Origin of the sequence: Porphyrobacter sp. TH134 (assembly GCF_002855495.1) — a bacterium.
Lineage (GTDB): Bacteria > Pseudomonadota > Alphaproteobacteria > Sphingomonadales > Sphingomonadaceae > Erythrobacter.
The window spans coordinates 15,542-33,485 of sequence record NZ_PKRO01000034.1 but is presented as its reverse complement, the minus strand read 5'-3'; the positions used below and the strand labels follow the sequence as shown (position 1 = coordinate 33,485).

The window sequence follows — 17,944 nt, the reverse complement described above, 5'->3', positions numbered from 1 at the left end:
AGAGTTCCACCGCGTGGACCACCATCGCCCATATCCGCCGCCTCACCCGCCTCATCGCAAGCCATTGCCAGATCACATGAACTTCTGAGTCAGGCTCTCAGAGGCGGCGAGGTGAATGGCCGCGAGGTCTTTACCACCCGGGTCAAGCTGCGCTGGGAGCCGACCGATGATCTGCGCGTGATGCTGACCGGGAATTACATTGATGGCAGCACCGATTTTGGCCGGCCTCTGGTGCGGCTCGATCCCAGCGCCAATTTCCGTGGCAACGCCACGCTTCCCGCATCGGTTTACTTGCGCCCCGGGATCGAGGTTGGGCTGAACAATCAGGAGGTCAATAACGAGCGCTTCACCGGCACCGAATATGCTGGCGGCGGGGCGACGCTCAAGGCCGAATGGGATTTTGCCGACCATACGCTCGTATCGATCACATCGTGGGACAAGTTCACGCTCGACGATTTCTTCGATTCCGACGAACTGAGCGTGGCGCCCACGTTCGACCAGAACCAGATCGGCACCTTCCGGTCTGAACAGTGGACGCAGGAATTGCGCCTGCTGTCCCCCAACAACAGCGTGTTCCGCTATACCCTCGGCGCCTTTTTCGCCGACACCCAGTTTGAACGCCCCTTTCAGCGCGGTCCGGTTCCGGGTGCCTTGAACGGCTATGCCGTGGCCAACTGGTCGGCCACTTCGGGATCGAGGCAATATTCGGCTTTTGGTCAGCTTGAGCTTGAGCCGATCGACGGCACAACCTTTATCGGCGGGCTGCGGGTGCAGCAGGAAGAGGTGGAATACACCTTCCTCGACATTGCGGCGGCCAACCGGTTCTTCTCTGGCAATGCTGAAGACACCGCCTTCACTTACCGCATTGGAGCGCGGCAGGAATTCACCGATGATCTGATGGGCTTCGTGAATTATGCGACCGGATACAAGGGGCAGACCTACGATCTCACGACAGGGTTCAATGCCAACCGCGCAGCGGCCGGACCAATCCGTCCGGAAACAGCCGGAAGCCTTGAAATCGGCCTGCGCACCCAGTTTTTCGACCGTCGCCTGACGATCAATGCGACCTATTTCGACGCAACCTATCAGGACCTGCAAGCACAAACCATCGAGATCCTGCCCGACGGCACCTCCAACTTCCGCCTGACCAATGTGGGCGAAATCACCACCAAGGGCGTGGAACTGGAAGCCGCGGCAGCCTTGGGTGATCTCAATCTGGCGTTTGCGGCGACCTATCTCGATGCGATTGTCAATGATTTCCCGGTGGCGCAATGCTTCCCCGGCCAGACTGTGCAGCAAGGTTGCGTGTCGCCCGGACCGGGCCAGCCCACCCGCCAAAACCTGAGCGGCACGCGCCCCGCACAAACGCCCGAATGGCGTCTTTCGGGAACGCTCAACTGGACACCGCCGATCGGCTCGTCAGGCCTCAGCGGCCTTGTTCAGGCAGCCTGGAACTATCAGACCGATCTCAACTATTCGGCCAACCTTGATCCCGAGCTGTTCCAGCCCGGCTTCCACGTCGTCAACCTGGCGCTCGGCGTGCGCGGAGAGGATCGCAAGTTCGAGATCGCCGCTTTCGTCAACAACCTGTTTGACGAGCAATATTTCGCAGGCTTTGCCAACCGCTTCGGCGATTTCGGCAACCGCCAGGCGACGGCCGGCATCCTGCCGCGCGACTTCCGCCGTTACGGTGGGATACGAGCATCGTTCAACTTCTAAACCTCCCCCTGCACTATCCGGGGCGACGTGTGTCGCCCCGGTCTTTTTTCTTGCTCCGGATAGAGGCAGTATCGTTCCATGACGCTCCGCTCGTTGCTCCGCCCCGCCCTTGCAGCCATCCTGCTAGTCACCGCGCCCGCCATCCACGCCCAGACCGCGCCGTGGCGCGCGCTCACGCCCGAGGCATCACTTTCGGGTTGGCGCGTCATGGGCGGACAGGCGACGTATCGGCTTGAAAACGGCGAACTGATCGGTCGCTCGGCCCTGCGCACACCCAACAGCTGGCTGGTGTCGAACGAGGTTTACGGCGACTTCATCCTTGAGTTTGAAGCGCGCACCGATCCCCGGCTGAATTCGGGCGTCATGATCCGCGGCCAAAGCCGGCCCGATTACCGCGACGGCGTGGTCCATGGCTATCAGCTCGAAATCGATCCCAGCCGCCGCGGCTGGTCGGGCGGCATCTATGATGAGCAGCGCCGCCAATGGCTCTACACCCTCGGTCGGAATGATGCGGCGCGGCAGGCCTTCCGGCAGGGCGACTGGAACACCTACCGGGTGGAAGCGATCGGCAATCGTATCCGCACCTTCATCAACGGCGTGCCTGCAGCCGATCTGATCGATGATACGGACGCGCGCGGGTTCATCGCCTTTCAGGTGCATTCCGTGCCCGATGACCCGGCGATGCAGGGGCTGGAAGCACGCTTTCGCAATGTGCGGATCGCGACCAGCGGTCTTGCCAAGCTTGCATCGCCCAGCACCCCGGCGATCGAACAGCAAAGCTATCTGGTCAATCGCCTCACCAAGGCCGAGCGCCGCAACGGCTGGACCCTGCTGTGGGACGGAAAAACGGCGCGGGGTTGGCGCGGGGCCAAGCTCGATGGCTTCCCGCCCAAAGGCTGGTCGATGAAGGACGGTATCCTCACGGTCGAGAAATCGGCGGGTTACGAATCGCGCAACGGCGGCGACATCATCACCACGCGCGAGTTCTCCGACTTTGAATTGTCGGTCGACTTCCGACTGACCCCGGGCGCCAACAGCGGGATCAAGTATTTCGTCGATCCCAACCTCCTGAAGGGCGAAGGATCGGCCATCGGGCTGGAATATCAGCTGCTTGATGATGAACGCCACCCTGATGCCAAGATGGGCCGCAATGGCAACCGCACGCTGGCATCGCTGTATGACCTTATCACCGCGAAAAACCTGTCGGACCCGGACAGCGCGGGCAAGCGGTTCAACCCACCGGGCGAATGGAACCGCGCGACCCTGATCGTGCGCGGCGCGCGGGTTGAACACTGGCTCAACGGCTTCAAGGTCGTCGAATACGAACGCGGCAGCCCTGAGTTCCGCGCGCTGGTGGCGCAGAGCAAGTACAAAGACTGGCCGCGTTTCGGCGAGTGGGAAAAAGGACCGATCCTGCTTCAGGATCACGGCGACCGGGTCGACTTCCGGTCGATCAAGCTGCGGGAGCTGCGCTGATGAACAAGACCACAGGCATGTCGCGCCGGACAGTGCTGGCCGGGATCGGAGCCACCGCGGGTCTGGCGATGAGCGCCAAGAGCTATGCCCGGATCCGCGGCGCCAATGACCGGCTTCAGGTTGCCGTCGTTGGCGTCAATGGCCGGGGGCAGGCGCATTATGCAGCCTTTGCCAAGCTGCCCAATGTCGAAGTCACGCATTTCGTTGATGTCGATGCGCAGGCGCTTTCCAAACGCGCCGCCGAATTCGTCGGCAAAGGCTATGCCGCGCCCAAGCTTGAGCGTGATTATCGCCGCCTGCTTGATGGGCGCGATGTCGACGTGATGGCGATTGCCACGCCCGATCACTGGCACACCAAGCTGGCGATTGATTCCATGGCGGCATCGCGCGATGTCTATCTCGAAAAGCCGATGAGCATGGCGCCCGCCGAGGGCGAGGCACTGATCGCGGCAGAGCGCCGGTATGGCCGGACACTTCAGATCGGCAACCAGCAGCGTTCCAGCCGCGAGACCCGCGAACTGGCGGATCTGATCCGCGCCGGCGAATTGGGCGAGGTCTATCATGGCGAAACCTGGTACGCGAATGCCCGCAAGTCGATTGGCCGGGGCGAAACCGTGGCGGTGCCCGATCATCTCGATTGGGAGCTGTGGCAGGGGCCGCGGCCGCGCGGGCCGTACCGGTCCAACCTCGTGCACTACAACTGGCACTGGTTCTGGCGTTATGGCACCGGCGAGATCTGCAACAATGCGCTGCACGAGGTCGATGTCGCGCGGTGGCTGATGGGGCTGGGCTATCCCGACACGGTCAGCGCCCGCGGCGCGCGCAATTTCCACCGCGGCGATGATTGGGAAATGTATGACACGCTCCAGCTCGATCTTGCCTATGAAGGTGGCAAGACGATCCGCTGGGACGGGCAAAGCTGCAACGGGATCGCCCGCTTCGGCCGGGGCCGCGGCACGCTGATTTACGGCACCAAGGGATCGGCACTGGTCGACCGCAACGGGTACGAAATCTTCGATCTGGCCGGCAAATCGGTTCGCAAGGCTGAGGCTCCGGCAGAATCCGAAACCACAGGCACCGTCGGCGAAGGCGCGCTGGATCTGCTGCACGCGGGCAATTTCGTCGATGTGATCCGGGGGCAGGCCAACGCGCTCCATTCGCCGGTGGGCGAAGGGCAGATCAGCACCACGATCTGCCATCTCGGCAACATGGCTTATCGGACCGGCGCGGTGCTGCGGATCGACCCGGCAAGCGGCAAGCCCGACAACGCCGAGGCCATGAAGCTGTGGGCGCTCGACTACGAACCTGGCTGGGAGGTCAAGGCCTGAGCCTGACGCCATGATCGAGGCGCATGTCGAACGGTTCATGGCGATGGGCACCCGGGTAGAGCTGCACGTCTTCGGGGCGTGCGATCCGCAAGCCCTGCTGCTGGGGCGCCGCGCGATCGAACAGGTTGACGATGCCTTGACGATCCATCGTCCATCGCCGACCGTCAGCCTCAACGAAGCGCTGGCGGCGGGCGGTGCGGCGACGATCGATGACCCCACCTTGCTGGCCGCGCTGATCGAGACCCGCGCAATGATGACCCTTACCGAAGGACTGTTCGACCCGACTGTTCGTCAGGGCGCGCCGCGCCGGGCGTGGGAATTGGACGGAGCGCGCGGCAGAATCGCAGCCGATGGCCCGCTGGCCTTCGATTTTGGCGGCATGGGCAAGGGTTTCGCCCTCGACTGCGCCGCTGCGGCGCTGCGTGAAACAGGGGTGCAGTCGGGTTTGCTGTCGGCCGGCGAAAGCTCGATCCTCACCATCGGTCGCCATCCGACGGGAGAGCCATGGCCGATTGGCGTGCCGCACCCGTTCGCGCCCGGTGAATTTCTGGCCGAATTTGATCTTGCCGATGAAGCGCTGTCGGTTTCTTCAACGGTGGATGCCAGCGCGCCCGGCCGCCAGCCGACCTTGCGCGGTGATGATGGCAGCCCGGTCAGCGCGCCCTGCACCGCCATTGCGATCAGTGCACGAGGATCGCTGGCCGAGGCGCTCAGCACTGCTCTGATGGTTGCATCGCCCGGCGAGCGGGCACGGTTTGCCGACCGCGACCCAAGCCGCCTGCTGTGCTTCCGCTTTGACGGGTGCGATGCTATTTCCCTGGTCCAGCCCGGAGTGCGTACCTGCGATGCCTGACAATCCGTTTGATCTGTCCCGCCGCCTGTTTCTGGACCGGGTTGCGCAGGCTGCGGCCCTAGGCAGCATGGCCCAGCTGGCGCCGTGGGCTGCGGCCTCGGCTGCGGAACCGGCCGGGCGCGAGCGGGTCAGGCTTGGGATCATCGGCACCGGCGATCGCGGCCGCGCGCTGATCCAGAATATCCTCAAGACCCGCAACTGCGCGGTCGCGGCCATCTGCGACGATTATGCCCCCCACCTCGACAAGGCGCGGGCACTGCTGCCGGCAGCGACACCGTCCTTTGCCGATCACCGCGCGATGCTGGATGCTGGCGGGATCGACGCCGTGGTGATCGCCACACCGCTGCATGTTCACGCGGCCCAGACCTTCGACGCCTTGAGCGCCGGGCTGCATGTGTGGTGCGAAAAGGCGATGGCCCGCACGATTGCCGATTGCACCGCCATGGTCGAACGGTCGCGCGCTGCGAACCGTGTCCTTCAGATCGGTCACCAGCGCTTGTTCAATCCAACCTATCTCAACGCGCTGGCCCGCGCCCGGGCGGGTGAAATCGGCACGATCACGCAGGTGCGTGCCAGCTGGCATCGCAACCGCGACTGGCGCCGCGCGGTGCCCCCGGGCAGCGACCTTGAGCGCAAGCTCAACTGGCGATTGTACCGCGAAAGTTCAGCCGGGCTGATGACCGAGCTTGCCACCCACCAGATCCAGGTCGCCAACTGGTTCTTCGGCGCGCTGCCGACCCGGGTGATGGGTTCGGGCAGCATCTGCTTCTGGAAGGACGGGCGCGAGGTCTATGATCATGTCGCGCTGATCTATGATTACCCGGGCGGGCGAAAGCTGGTCTACACCTCGCTCCTCAACAATGCGCGCTATGGCTGCGAGGAACAGATCATGGGCCACAAGGGGTCGATCGAACCCGAACTTGGCCGCATCTACGCCGAAGAACCGCCGCGGGTGCCCGGCTTGCAGCAATTGCGCCGCGACGTCGCCAAGGGCCGCCGCCGGACCATCCCGATCGGCGGCGCGACGTGGTTTCCCGAACTGCCCGTCACCACCCCCGGCGAATCGCTGGGCTGGGGCGAATATGACGAAAGCATGCTCCAGTTCGAAGCCTTCGCCGAAGCGGTGAAAACCAACACGCCGGCCCCCGGCCTGCTGCGCGAAGCCTATCACGCCAGTGTCGCATCGTTGCTTGGCGAACAGGCGATGGATCAGGGCCAACCCGCCGCCTGGCCTGCCGCACTGGCATTCGCCGAACCGCAGACGGCCGGGTGATCGCGGCGCGCTGACCGATCAGGCGAGGTGCTGATCCAGAACCGCAAGCGCCGCTGGCGATGCAATCCAGGTTGCGGCAAACATGCCCTCAGCCCCGAACAGCGCCGTGGCAATCCCGGCTGAACCGTGCTGCTGCCAGAGTGCGCCAAGCCGCTGCGCCTGCGGATCGTCCACCGGGCGCTGGTCGCCGCGCACGTGCCGGCACCATGCGGCAAGCGCTTGCAGCGTGGCAGGCGAGGTCCGGCCCGCGCGCTGGTTGATCGCCAGCGGTTCCAGCCAGCGCTGCGGGATCTTCTGCGATCCATCCATCGCAATCTGGATCAGGCGATGCTGCAAGGCGGTGTTGGCAAAGCGTTGCAGCAACCCTTCGGCATAGGCGCCGGCATCGATCCCGCTGGCCGGGTCGAGCGTGGCGGCGGCCTCACCGCGCATAAGCTGTTCGATCAGGGGGCGGATCGCCGGATCGGCGACGGCCTGGTGGACGAAGTCATGCCCGCGTTCCAGCCCGAGATAGGCCAGCGCCGAATGCGCGCCATTGAGCATCCGCAGCTTGGCCGCCTCCCACGCGCCGACATCGCTCACGAACTGTACGCCAGCGGCCTCCCAGCGCGGGCGGGGGCCGGCAAAATCGTCTTCGATCACCCATTGGCAGAAGGTTTCGGTCAGCACAGCGCCCGCGTCTGCCACGCCGATCTGCTGGGCCACCCATGCGCGGTCGGTATCGGTCATCGCCGGAACGATCCGGTCAACCATCGTCGAAGGGCAGCGGCATTCGCGCGCGAACCAGTCTGCCAGCGCGGGGTCGGTGGCCTGCAAATAGGCGCTCATCATGCCGCGCAGCTGCCTGCCGTTGTGGGCGAGATTATCGCAGCTCAGCAGCGTCACCCCCGGCAGGCCCGCCGCCCGCCGCTGTGCGAGCCCCGCAGCAAGGAAGCCGTAAATGGTGCGCGGTGCGCCCGTGCCCGCTTGGTCAGCACGCAGCGCAGCGTCTGTGACGTCGAGCATCCCGTCGGCACCGCGCAGATAGCCCTTTTCGGTCACGGTAAAGCTGATGATCCGCGTGTCCGGGCTGGCAATCGCGGCGATAACCGCTTGCGGCGCGTCCGGTGCGACGATGACACGGCCAACCGCACCGATCAGCCGGGTTGCCGCTGCATCGCCGGACCGGTCGGTCAGGGTATAAAGCCCATCCTGCGGATTAAGCTGCGCCTCGACATCGCCGGAACGCAGCGATACACCCGTGATCCGCCAGTCGCGGTCTCCCGCCGCCATCGCCGCATCGGTGTAAGCCGCCTGATGCGCACGGTGGAAGGCGCCGATGCCAAAATGGACGATCCCGGCCCGCTGGGCCTGCCAATCATAATCGGGGCGCCGGACATGCTCTGCCAGTCCGCCCAGCATCGCTTGCGACAGTCTCACAAGCGGTAGGCCTGCTTGGCGAGATTGTAGGTGAGGTCCTGCGCCAGTTCGGCGGCTTCCCATTCTTCGATCTGGTGCTCGGCAACCAGCCCGGCGAGAAAACCGCAGTCGATCCGGCGCGCCACATCGTGCCGCGCGGGGATCGACAGAAAGGCGCGGGTGTCATCGTTGAAGCCGACCGTGTTATAAAAACCGGCCGTCTCGGTCATCGCGTGGCGGAACCGGCGCATGCCTTCGGGGCTATCATGGAACCACCACGCCGGGCCCAGCTTCAACGCGGGATAATGCCCCGCCAGCGGCGCCAGCTCACGGGCATAGACGGATTCGTCGAGGGTGAAGACGATAATGGTCAGCGCCGGGTTGTTGCCATGCCGCGCCAGCAGCGGGCGCAGGGCATGGACATAATCGGTGCGGGTCGGGATGTCCGCGCCCTTGTCCCGCCCGAACCGCGCAAAGATCGCGGGGTTGTGATTGCGGAACGAACCCGGATGGATCTGCATCACCAGCCCGTCATCAGCGCTCATCCCCGCCATTTCGGTGAGCATCTGCGCACGGAACAGCTCGGCATCGGCGGGCGACACATCGGGGCGGATCACCCGCGCGAACAGCGCCTCGGCCTCATGCGGGGCAAGGTCGGCGGTCTGCGCCGTGGGGTGGCCGTGATCGGTTGAAGTCGCGCCGTGGGCGGCGAAGAACGCCCGGCGATTGCGGTGGGCGGCAAGGTATCCGCGGTAGCTGAAGGCATCCTCGCCGGTCAGCTCGGCAAATCGCGCCAGATTGGCGCGGAACCCTTCAAACTCCGGATCGATCACCGGATCGGGGCGATAGGCGGTCAGCACGCGGCCTTTCCAGCCCGATTCGGCAACGGCGCGGTGGTGTTCGAGGCTGTCCAACGGGCCTTCGGTGGTGGTGATGACCTCGATCCCGTAGCGATCGAACAACGCGCGCGGCCGGAACGCCGGTGTGGCAAGCTGGCTGGTGATGTGATCGTAATAGAGATCGGCCGTCGCCGCGCTGAGCTGCACATCGAGCCCGAAAGCCTCGGCAAACACCCAGTCGAGCCACATGCGCGACGGCGTGCCCCGAAACAGATGGTAGTTCGCCCCAAGGATGCGCCATGCCGCACGCGGGTCAACGTCTGGCGCGGGGCTGCCGTCAATCGGCGCGAGGCCAAGCGCTTCGAGCGGGATGCCCTGACTGTAGAGCATCCGGAAAACATAATGATCGGGCTGCAACAGCAGCGCGGTTGCGTTGCTGAATGGCGCATCGGTTGCAAACCACGCCGGGTCCGTATGGCCGTGGGGGCTGACGATCGGAAGGTTGCAGATCCTGTCATGCAGGCGCCGGGCAATGGCGCGCACTTCGGGATCGGCGGGCAGCAGACGGTCGGGGTGAAGTTTGAGCGGTTGCACCGTCATGTCAGAGACTGACCGCCCGGGCATAGCGCGCACGGGTTGAGGCCACATCGCGCCGCGCCGCTTCAATGGCCTCGGCCTCGGTTGCGAACAACAGGTGGTCGATGACCGACGACATATGATGCCGCATCGCCGTGCGCGCGGCGCCGGGATCACGCGCGCGCAACGCTTCGAGCACCGCGCGGTGTTCTTCGACCACCGGCTGGACATTGGCAGTGCGCGCCTTTTCCAGCAGCAGCGCGCAGTTGGGCGAGGTTGATCGCAGGCGCCACATTTCTTCCACCTGGCTGCGAATCACGGCGTTCCGGGTCGCCGTGGCAATCACCATGTGGAACGCATAGTCGGCATTGGTGGTGCCGCCCGACAGGCGGTTCTCCGTCTCGATCTCCGCGACCAGCGCTTCGAGTTCGGCCAGTTCATCATCGGCGATATGCACCGCCGCCAACGCGGCCGCCTCGCCTTCGACCAGCAGGCGGGCCTCCATCAATTCAAATGCCGTCACGTCAAAGCCGGGCGTATCGGCCTCCCCCGGCAAGGCGCGGACATAGGCGCCCGAACCGATGCGCACCTCGATCAAGCCCTGGACTTCCAGCGCAATCATCGCTTCGCGTACCGCGGGGCGCGAGACATTGTACTGGATCGACAGCTCACGCTCTGCCGGCAAGCGATCGCCCACCGCATATCGGCCCGCAGCCAGATCGGCGAACAGTTCGCGCGCCAGTTTCTGATAGAGCCGTTCGGGCGATGTGGCCTTTTTCGGCGTGTCCGGAGTTTTTTTCGGTCGTGACATGCGGCAATGCTTCTCTTGAGGGGCCTGACCAATTTCAGGGCTGGCACTGAGATTTCTCTCTGCCACAGGGCCGGCGGCGCGGACAAGCAAAATCAGGCATACGCCACTTTGCCGAAGGTCATCGCCGTGCGCCATTGATCAAATTTGCTGAAATAGGTCATACCAGTTCTGTTGTTTTTGTCGCTGGATGCTCTATCAGGTGGATCAGGCACAAAGGAGGAGTGAGGGTCTGATGAAGATACAGGCGGCCAAAGTGATCGTGACGTGTCCGGGGCGCAATTTCGTAACGCTCAAGATCACGACCGATCAGGGCGTCTACGGGATCGGCGATGCCACGCTCAATGGACGCGAACTTTCGGTTGTCTCCTACCTTGAAGATCACGTCATTCCCTGCCTGATCGGCATGGACCCGCAGCGGATCGAGGATATCTGGCAGTATCTTTACAAGGGCGCCTATTGGCGCCGCGGCCCGGTGACGATGCGGGCGATTGCCGCGGTCGACATGGCGCTGTGGGACATCAAGGCCAAGATGGCCGGCATGCCGCTATACCAGTTGCTCGGCGGGCGCAGCCGGGACGGCGTGATGGTCTATGGCCATGCCAACGGCGCCGACATCGCAGCGACGGTCGAAGCGGTCGGCCACTATATCGACATGGGTTACAAGGCGATCCGCGCGCAAACCGGCGTGCCGGGGATCAAGGATGCCTACGGCGTCGGGCGCGGCAAGCTCTATTACGAACCCGCCGATGCCAGCCTGCCTTCCGAAACCGGCTGGGACACCAGAAAGGCGCTGAACTATGTCCCCAAGCTGTTCGAGGAGCTGCGCAAGACCTACGGTTTCGACCATCACCTGCTGCACGACGGGCACCACCGCTACACCCCGCAGGAGGCGGCAAACCTCGGCAAGATGCTGGAACCTTACCAGCTGTTCTGGCTGGAAGATTGCACGCCTGCCGAAAATCAGGAAGCCTTCAAGCTGGTGCGCCAGCACACCACGACGCCGCTGGCCGTGGGGGAGATCTTCAATACGATCTGGGATTGCAAGGACCTGATCCAGAACCAGCTGATCGACTATATCCGGGCGACCGTGGTGGGCGCCGGAGGGCTGACGCATCTGCGCCGCATTGCCGATCTTGCCAGCCTCTATCAGGTGCGCACCGGTTGCCACGGGGCAACCGATCTGTCCCCGGTGACAATGGGCTGCGCGCTGCATTTCGATACCTGGGTGCCCAATTTCGGTATTCAGGAATACATGCGCCACACCGACGAAACCGACGCTGTCTTCCCGCATGATTACCGCTTTGATCGCGGCATGATGTATTGCGGCGAAACCCCCGGCCACGGCGTCGATATCGACGAGGCGCTGGCCGCCAAGTATCCCTATAGGCCCGCCTACCTGCCGGTCGCCCGGCTGGAGGACGGAACGATGTGGAACTGGTAGCCCCCTTGCGGATCGTCCTTGTCGGAGAGCCGATGATCGAGCTGAGCCGGCGCGGTGCAGCCTGGCAGCTTGGCTATGGCGGTGACACGCTGAACACGGCGCTGCATCTGGCACGCGGCGGGCATGATGTCGCTTATCTGACCGCGCTCGGCGATGATCCGTTCGCGGCCGCCATGATCGATCGCTGGCAGGGGGAGGGTCTGGATTGCAGTCTGGTGCTGCACCATCCCCAGCGCGCCACCGGGCTTTATGCGATCAGCACCGATGCATCGGGCGAGCGCAGCTTTGCCTATTGGCGCGAGCACAGCGCCGCGCGCGAGATGTTCGCGCTGCCGGGCGCTGATGCCGCGATCGAACAGGCGGCGCGGGCCGACCTGCTGGTCTTCTCGCTGATCTCGCTTGCCATTCTGCCCGGCGAAGGGCGCGAGGCCCTATTCGCCCTCGCCCGCGCGGTGCGGGAACGGGGCGGGCAGGTCGCCTTTGACGGCAATTACCGCCCGCGCCTGTGGCCCGGCACGCATAGCGCGATGGCCGCGCGCGATCGGGCCATTGCGCTGGCCAGCATCGGGCTGCCAACGCTGGAGGATGACATGCTGCTTTCGGGCGAGCAGGACGCGGCGGCGGTTGCTGCCCATTGGCGCCAGCTTGGCTGCGGCGAGACCGTGGTCAAGCTTGGGGCCGACGGCTGCCTGTTGCCCGACGGGCAGATCCTGCCGCCGCCGCAGGTGCTCACGCCCGTCGATACCAGCGGGGCGGGCGATGCGTTCAACGCCGGCTATCTGGGTGCCCGCATGCAGGGCGCAGTGCCGGACGAAGCGGCCCGCGCCGGTCATGCCCTGGCTGGGTGGACCGTCATGCGGGCCGGAGCGATTCCCGACCGCGATCCCTGAGCAGACCCCACAGCACCGCAGCCGCCAGCAGATCGAGCGCGGCGAGCGCCACAAACAGCGGGTTGTAGCCAAAGGTATCCGCGCTCTGCCCGATCAGCAGGGTGAACAGCATCCCCCCCACCCATGCCGACGTGCCCGCCATGCCGGTGGCGGTGCCAACGGCGGACTTGTCGAACACATCCGAACACAGGGTCATCAGCGCGCCGTTGAGCATCTGGTGCGCAAATCCGCCCACGCAGAACAGGGCGATCGCCATGCCGGGCGTGGTCGCAAATCCGATGCAGGCCGGGCCGAGCATGCACAGCGCGCCCAGCGTCATGGTGATCTTGCGGCTGGCCAGCAGCCCCGCGCCGCGCCGCATCAGCCAGTTCGGCAGGAGGCCTGCGGCAAGGCTGCCGAAATCCGCCGCCAGAAACGGGAGCCACGCCCACAGCGCGATCGATTTCAGATCGAGGTTCCAGACCGCAACGAGATAAAGCGGGATGAAGAAATTGAAGGTTTGCCAGGCAGGCTCGGCAAGAAACCGCGGGGTGGCAATCGCCCAGAACGAGCGGCTGCGCAGCACGTCACGCTTGGTCGCGGGCTTGGCGACGACATCTTCGCTGCGGCCTTCGTCGATCAGCTTGCGTTCGGCATCGGACAGGCCGGTGTGCACCGCTGGATCACGGTAACCCACCCACCACATCCCCGCCCACACCAGGCTGAGCAGGCCGGTGACGATAAACGCCGCCTCCCAGTTCCAGATGAGGATGCAGTAGGCCACCAGCGGCGGCGCGATCATATTGCCGACGCTGGTGCCCATCTGGAACATGCTGGTGGCCAGCGGGCGTTCGCGCGGCGGGAACCAGGTGGCAACGGTCTTGGCGCCCGCAGGGATCGCCGCCGCCTCGGTCGCGCCGAGCAGGGTGCGGAAGAAAGCCAGGCTCTGCCACCCGGTCGCAAAGGCATGGGCCATATTGGCAAACGCCCATCCAACCGCGAACAGGAAAAACCCGAGCCGCGTCCCCAAGGCATCAAGCACCGTGCCCGCAACCGTCTGCATCACCGTGTAGCTCGCCTGAAAGGCCAGCACGACCCAGCTGTATTGCTCGGTCGTCATCGCAAACTCGGTCTTGAGCGTGGGCGCGGCGACCGACAGCGTCGAGCGTGCCAGATAGTTGAGAATGGTGCCCAGCGTCACCAACCCGATAATCCACCATCGCAGTTTGCCCGAAGGGATCAGTTTCATATCATCGTGCTTTCAACGCGAGAGATCGAGGACGAGGCATGGCGGGCAACATGGTCCGCGCGCCGCCGGACCGGTGCATCAGCGAACGCGCGACCACCGCCCCAATCAGCCGCGCGATCATGGCGCCACAGCGCAGGTTTGCTCTTGATCGGCCCCGGTCCATCTCACCACTTTCACCTATATTGGTAAGACCGAATACTATCGCAGAAGATTAGTCAACAACGATAGCGAACCAGACCCAATGCGATAGGCGCGACGGTAGAGGCAGGCGGCCGAGGGACGAGCGCCCCGCACGCTGAGCCTCACGTCCGATCATGCTTCGGGTGATTATAAAAACTGGTCACGCCGATTGAGCGCGGATCACCGGGAAGGCAGCGATTCCTGCCGCTCACACCCCTGCAAAGATTCGGGCCGGGGGCTTCACGCCAGCGAGACCCCGGCATCAACCTTCGCTCCGACTGAAAAGACACAGACTGGCAGGTTTTGGCAATTCAGCGTGCGGCCGGTAGTGACCGGACGTGGGTGGTTTCCGGAAGGGCGGCGATCGCTGCCCCCCGACAACCTACTGGTCCGGTGTATCAGCCCGCGATCCCGTGGCGCGCTCGATCTCGGCTGCCGAGCGAGCGATGTCATTGTAGACGCGCCGGGCAGAGGAGTTGCGGGACGCATTATACAATTCCGCGATCAGCGCCCGATCGAATGATGTCATTTTGGCAGGCGGTTCAGCATCGTTGAACAAAGACAATATCGTAGGCGCTGGGACAGAACCATTCTGGGAAGGCGCAGATGTGCCGATAAGAGTTCGCACAGTCGCATAATCGGCCAGTTGCGCGAGCGTGAAACCATGCGCTGCTTCGCGCGAGATCAGGACCGCTGCCCCGGTAATTTCGGTGGTAACGATCGGGTCAGACGAATTGAACGCCTCGACTTCCGTATATTCCGGGAAACGAGCTTGGTCTCCCAGACGGACGCGGAACGCTCTTCCGTTGACATCACGAACGGCTACCCGGTTCCATGCCCGCACCGGTCCTGCCTCGCTCAACACCTGCTCACGCTGGTATCCGGCGAGGTGCGCGATCGAGGGCGAGTCCGCAGAGAGCCAGCGCTCCGGCGGACCGGCCTCAGGCGCCATAAAAGCAACCTTCACTGTCGGAATGCAATCGGGGTTGTCGTCAGAACCGATGCCGAATTCACGGGCGTGGGCACGAATGCGTTGCGCAATAGCCTCGGCGTCGGGGGCAGCAAGGCCAAGCACCTTGACGCACACCGGGTAGAGAAACTTCGCCACCGGGTGCCTCAGTCGAGGAGGGCGGATGATCTGCTTAGTGAAATCACGCAATTCTTCGCGTCGCTCGCTTTCGGTCAGCGGCGGCTTCACGATGATGGTGGTGCCCTGCGATGTCGGCGGCTCAGCGGTTTGAGTGGGTTCATCCGTCGCGGGCGACAAGGCTACCAAGGCAAGTGCAAAGGTAATGGCATCCAACGACATAGGACGCTGCATAACTGCTTAATGATAAAGCGTAAATTGATTCTTCTGATCGAATGTGCGAATTGGGGTCGCTTCCCGAACGGCAGCTTTGGGCCAGACAGAGGCCAAACCAGCCGCACCGACTGTCCATTCCAGCGCGCATTTGTGCAAGAGTGTCCGAGGCGGGGCGCGTGGGGCACCCCGAGCCTGCGGCGATGCCTTACCCGATCCGGTGTTCGCCCTTGATCCAGCGCACCGTGCCCGATGACGCGCGCATCACGACGCTTTCGGTGGTCAGCACGGTCTCACCCGTCACCTTGCGGCGGCGCTTGACCCCGCCCAGCAGCGAGCCGTCGGTCACGCCCGTCGCGGCGAAGATGCAGTCGCCCTTGGCCAGGTCTTCCAGCTTGTAGATGCGGTTCAGATCCTCGATTCCCCACTTGCGGGCGCGGGCCTTTTCGTCATCGTTGCGGAACACCAGCCGGCCGTTGAACTGCCCGCCAACGCAGCGCAAGGCGGCCGCCGCCAGCACGCCTTCGGGCGCGCCGCCCTGGCCCATGTACATGTCGATGGTGGTGTCTTCGTCGGTCACAGCGATCACGCCCGCCACATCGCCATCTCCAATCAGCACGACACCGCAGCCGAGGCTGCGCAGTTCAGCGATCAGTTCGGCGTGGCGCGGCCGGTCGAGCACGCAGACATTGATGTCCGATGGCTTCACGCCTTTGGCCTCTGCCACCGCCATGACATTTTGGGTCGGCGTCTTGGCAAGATCGATGATGCCTTCCGGATAGCCGGGGCCAACCGCCAGCTTGTCCATATAAACGTCCGGCGCGTTGAGCAGGCAGCCTTCTTCCGCTGCGGCCAGCACGGCGAGCGCATTGGGCCCGGCCTTGGCGGTAATGGTGGTGCCTTCCAGCGGATCGAGGGCAATGTCGATCTTCGGGCCTTTGCCCATGCCGACCTTTTCACCGATGAACAGCATCGGTGCCTCGTCGCGCTCGCCCTCACCGATCACGACCGTGCCGTCCATGTAGAGATTGTCGAACGCCCGCCGCATCGCTTCGACCGCCGCGGCATCGGCGGCCTTTTCATCGCCGCGCCCGATCAATTGCGCCGCCGCAATCGCCGCCGCTTCGGTCACGCGCACCATTTCGAGCACCAGCACGCGCTGAATGGCGTTGTCGGCAGCCGCCTGATCGGAAGCTTGCGACGCGGCGGCGAGGTCGGTATCGATCGAAAGGTTCATGCCCAATTCAGCCCTTTGTTGCTTTGGATGCGGCGGCCCATGAAAATGCCTTTGGCGCTAAAGCGGATGGAGACGGGTTTGTCGAGCAATGCCATGCCGCTCCTGCCGGGTTTTCGTAGCGGCATGGCCGTGCTGGCCGCTATCATCGCGCTCCCTTTGGCTGCGCAGGATGACAGCGGCGCGACACCTCCGCCGCCGACTGCGCCCACCCCGCCTGCTGCCGAGCCGCCGCCGCGGGTCAATCTGATGGTCACCGTCCCGCGCGGCGAGGTCAATCAGGCGCAGCTTCAGCAGTGCCGCGACAATGCCGATGCCGGTACGATCAGCGGCGAGATTGTGGTCTGCCGCGAAGTGGGCAGCGATGGCGATGCGGCAACCGGCACCCGCGAAGAAACCCGCAAGCGTTATGCGCAGGAAACGATGCTGAAAGGCGCCCCGCGCGCACCGGATTTCATCGCCGATTGCAAGGATCAGGGCAATCCGTTCGGCTGCATTGGGATGGGCAAGGTGCCACCTCCCGCCTACATGGTTGATTTCAGTGCGCTTCCCACAGCGCCCGCCGGTTCGGACGCGGACCGGATCGCGCGCGGCCTGCCGCCTTTGGACAAGGAAGGCGAATTGACCGAGGAGGAAGAACGCGCCCGGCGCGAGGCCGCCGGGATCAGGACCACGGTGCCGCCGCGCGAGAAGAAAAAGGGCGGTTGAGCAAGGGCGGATCGTGATCATCCCCCAAGTCTTCGCCGGGCTGATGCTGGCAGCGTTGGCCCAAGTCGGGCCGCAGGTGCCGCCCGGCCCAAGCCTGCGGCTACCGCCCCCGCGCCCGCCAGCCCAGACGCCCGCTCAACCCGAGCCCGAGCGTATTCCGATCGATCTTGGCCCGGACGCACCGACAGCCGCGCCGCCTGACACAATCGACATACTCGCGCCCCTGCCCACCTCCGAGGCTGCCAACGCGGCGCTGCTGAAGGACTGCGAAGACCAGCGCGAGGTGGGGGTTGTCGCGGGCGAAATCGTGGTCTGCCGCCAGCTCAATGCCGATACCTCGCAGCTTTACAGCGGCACCCGCGAAGCCTGGCTGAAAGCCTATGCGCAGCGCACGCAGAACGCAGGCACATTGCCGCCGCCCGATGTGGCCGGGGCGGGGATCTTTCGCGGGCCGGCCACGGTCAGCGGGCTGTGCGTCATCGGCCCCTGCCCTGACGAACCGGCGCTGATCGTCGATGTCGAAGCCATCCCGCCGCCGCCCGATGGGTCGGATGCGCAGCGGGTTGCGCAAGGTTTGACCCCGCTTGCGCCGGACACCACGCCGCTATCGGAGGAAGACCGCCGCCGGGTGGAAGCGGAACTTGGGCTGCCTCCCGCGCCCCAGCCGGCACCGTCTACGGACAGGTAAGG

The 17,944-nt window shown here is 64.5% G+C and carries 15 protein-coding genes; 9 read left to right on the top strand and 6 right to left on the bottom strand.

The window, feature by feature from the left end:
- Positions 1-111: 111 nt before the first annotated feature.
- The 5 genes from C0V72_RS12895 to C0V72_RS12875 all read left to right on the top strand — a co-directional run bounded on the left by C0V72_RS12895 (position 112) and on the right by C0V72_RS12875 (position 6,649).
- Positions 112-1,719 carry a TonB-dependent receptor gene (locus C0V72_RS12895; RefSeq protein WP_101794551.1) on the top strand — a complete coding sequence of 536 codons (1,608 nt, stop codon included), beginning with the start codon at positions 112-114 and terminating at the stop codon, positions 1,717-1,719.
- A 78-nt stretch (positions 1,720-1,797) separates the two neighbouring features.
- Complete coding sequence (locus tag C0V72_RS12890; RefSeq protein ID WP_101794550.1) at positions 1,798-3,195, top strand: 3-keto-disaccharide hydrolase; 1,398 nt, start codon at positions 1,798-1,800, stop codon at positions 3,193-3,195.
- A complete protein-coding gene (locus tag C0V72_RS12885) occupies positions 3,195-4,523 on the top strand; it encodes a Gfo/Idh/MocA family protein (RefSeq protein WP_233999942.1) in 1,329 nt (442 codons plus the stop codon). The genes C0V72_RS12890 and C0V72_RS12885 overlap by 1 nt, the downstream gene beginning before the upstream one ends.
- A 10-nt stretch (positions 4,524-4,533) precedes the next feature.
- On the top strand, positions 4,534-5,376 hold the full coding sequence (locus C0V72_RS12880; protein WP_101794549.1) for an FAD:protein FMN transferase: 843 nt from the start codon (positions 4,534-4,536) through the stop codon (positions 5,374-5,376).
- A complete protein-coding gene (locus C0V72_RS12875; protein ID WP_101794548.1) occupies positions 5,369-6,649 on the top strand; it encodes a Gfo/Idh/MocA family protein in 1,281 nt (426 codons plus the stop codon). Before C0V72_RS12880 ends, C0V72_RS12875 begins: the two co-directional genes overlap by 8 nt.
- Before the next feature lie 18 nt (positions 6,650-6,667).
- Here C0V72_RS12875 and C0V72_RS12870 read toward each other — a convergent pair whose 3' ends face one another.
- From C0V72_RS12870 to C0V72_RS12860, 3 genes are read right to left on the bottom strand one after another with little or no spacing between them, the layout of a single operon-like run.
- Positions 6,668-8,068, bottom strand: a complete 1,401-nt coding sequence (locus C0V72_RS12870; protein ID WP_233999941.1) for a mannitol dehydrogenase family protein — start codon at positions 8,066-8,068, stop codon at positions 6,668-6,670.
- Positions 8,065-9,486 carry a glucuronate isomerase gene (gene uxaC, locus C0V72_RS12865; RefSeq protein WP_101794546.1) on the bottom strand — a complete coding sequence of 474 codons (1,422 nt, stop codon included), beginning with the start codon at positions 9,484-9,486 and terminating at the stop codon, positions 8,065-8,067. Before uxaC ends, C0V72_RS12870 begins: the two co-directional genes overlap by 4 nt.
- A 1-nt stretch (position 9,487) precedes the next feature.
- Complete coding sequence (locus C0V72_RS12860; RefSeq protein ID WP_101794545.1) at positions 9,488-10,273, bottom strand: FadR/GntR family transcriptional regulator; 786 nt, start codon at positions 10,271-10,273, stop codon at positions 9,488-9,490.
- 232 nt (positions 10,274-10,505) lie between these two features.
- On the opposite strand from C0V72_RS12860, the gene manD reads away from it, so the two are divergent.
- Complete coding sequence (manD, locus tag C0V72_RS12855; protein ID WP_101794544.1) at positions 10,506-11,714, top strand: D-mannonate dehydratase ManD; 1,209 nt, start codon at positions 10,506-10,508, stop codon at positions 11,712-11,714.
- Between the two features lie 32 nt (positions 11,715-11,746).
- The gene (locus C0V72_RS12850; RefSeq protein WP_101794543.1) at positions 11,747-12,604 is read left to right on the top strand and encodes a sugar kinase; all 858 of its coding nucleotides are present in this window, start codon (positions 11,747-11,749) and stop codon (positions 12,602-12,604) included.
- On the opposite strand, the gene C0V72_RS12845 is transcribed toward C0V72_RS12850, so the two are convergent.
- The 3 genes from C0V72_RS12845 to glpX form a co-directional block, all read right to left on the bottom strand.
- Positions 12,567-13,832: an MFS transporter gene (locus C0V72_RS12845; protein WP_101794542.1), complete on the bottom strand. Its 1,266-nt coding sequence runs from the start codon at positions 13,830-13,832 to the stop codon at positions 12,567-12,569. The genes C0V72_RS12850 and C0V72_RS12845 overlap by 38 nt on opposite strands.
- Positions 13,833-14,394: 562 nt before the next feature.
- Entirely contained in the window at positions 14,395-15,315 is a 921-nt protein-coding gene (locus tag C0V72_RS12840; protein ID WP_143704592.1) for a hypothetical protein, read from the bottom strand.
- Between the two features lie 205 nt (positions 15,316-15,520).
- Positions 15,521-16,549: a class II fructose-bisphosphatase gene (gene glpX, locus C0V72_RS12835; protein ID WP_101794540.1), complete on the bottom strand. Its 1,029-nt coding sequence runs from the start codon at positions 16,547-16,549 to the stop codon at positions 15,521-15,523.
- A gap of 39 nt (positions 16,550-16,588) precedes the next feature.
- On the opposite strand from glpX, the gene C0V72_RS12830 reads away from it, so the two are divergent.
- Together C0V72_RS12830 and C0V72_RS12825 are read left to right on the top strand one after the other, a co-directional pair.
- A complete protein-coding gene (locus C0V72_RS12830) occupies positions 16,589-17,254 on the top strand; it encodes a hypothetical protein (RefSeq protein WP_143704591.1) in 666 nt (221 codons plus the stop codon).
- A gap of 13 nt (positions 17,255-17,267) precedes the next feature.
- Entirely contained in the window at positions 17,268-17,942 is a 675-nt protein-coding gene (locus tag C0V72_RS12825; RefSeq protein ID WP_101794538.1) for a hypothetical protein, read from the top strand.
- The last annotated feature ends 2 nt before the right edge of the window (positions 17,943-17,944 follow it).

Excerpts from the sequence above, each read along its gene's own strand:
- C0V72_RS12845 (WP_101794542.1), bottom strand. The coding sequence starts at position 13,832 with ATGAAACTGATCCCTTCGGGCAAACTGCGATGGTGGATTATCGGGTTG.
- C0V72_RS12890 (WP_101794550.1), top strand. The coding sequence starts at position 1,798 with ATGACGCTCCGCTCGTTGCTCCGCCCCGCCCTTGCAGCCATCCTGCTA.
- C0V72_RS12830 (WP_143704591.1), top strand. The coding sequence starts at position 16,589 with ATGAAAATGCCTTTGGCGCTAAAGCGGATGGAGACGGGTTTGTCGAGC.
- glpX (WP_101794540.1), bottom strand. The coding sequence starts at position 16,549 with ATGAACCTTTCGATCGATACCGACCTCGCCGCCGCGTCGCAAGCTTCC.
- C0V72_RS12875 (WP_101794548.1), top strand. The coding sequence starts at position 5,369 with ATGCCTGACAATCCGTTTGATCTGTCCCGCCGCCTGTTTCTGGACCGG.
- C0V72_RS12850 (WP_101794543.1), top strand. The coding sequence starts at position 11,747 with ATGATCGAGCTGAGCCGGCGCGGTGCAGCCTGGCAGCTTGGCTATGGC.
- C0V72_RS12880 (WP_101794549.1), top strand. The coding sequence starts at position 4,534 with ATGATCGAGGCGCATGTCGAACGGTTCATGGCGATGGGCACCCGGGTA.
- manD (WP_101794544.1), top strand. The coding sequence starts at position 10,506 with ATGAAGATACAGGCGGCCAAAGTGATCGTGACGTGTCCGGGGCGCAAT.
- uxaC (WP_101794546.1), bottom strand. The coding sequence starts at position 9,486 with ATGACGGTGCAACCGCTCAAACTTCACCCCGACCGTCTGCTGCCCGCC.
- C0V72_RS12860 (WP_101794545.1), bottom strand. The coding sequence starts at position 10,273 with ATGTCACGACCGAAAAAAACTCCGGACACGCCGAAAAAGGCCACATCG.
- C0V72_RS12885 (WP_233999942.1), top strand. The coding sequence starts at position 3,195 with ATGAACAAGACCACAGGCATGTCGCGCCGGACAGTGCTGGCCGGGATC.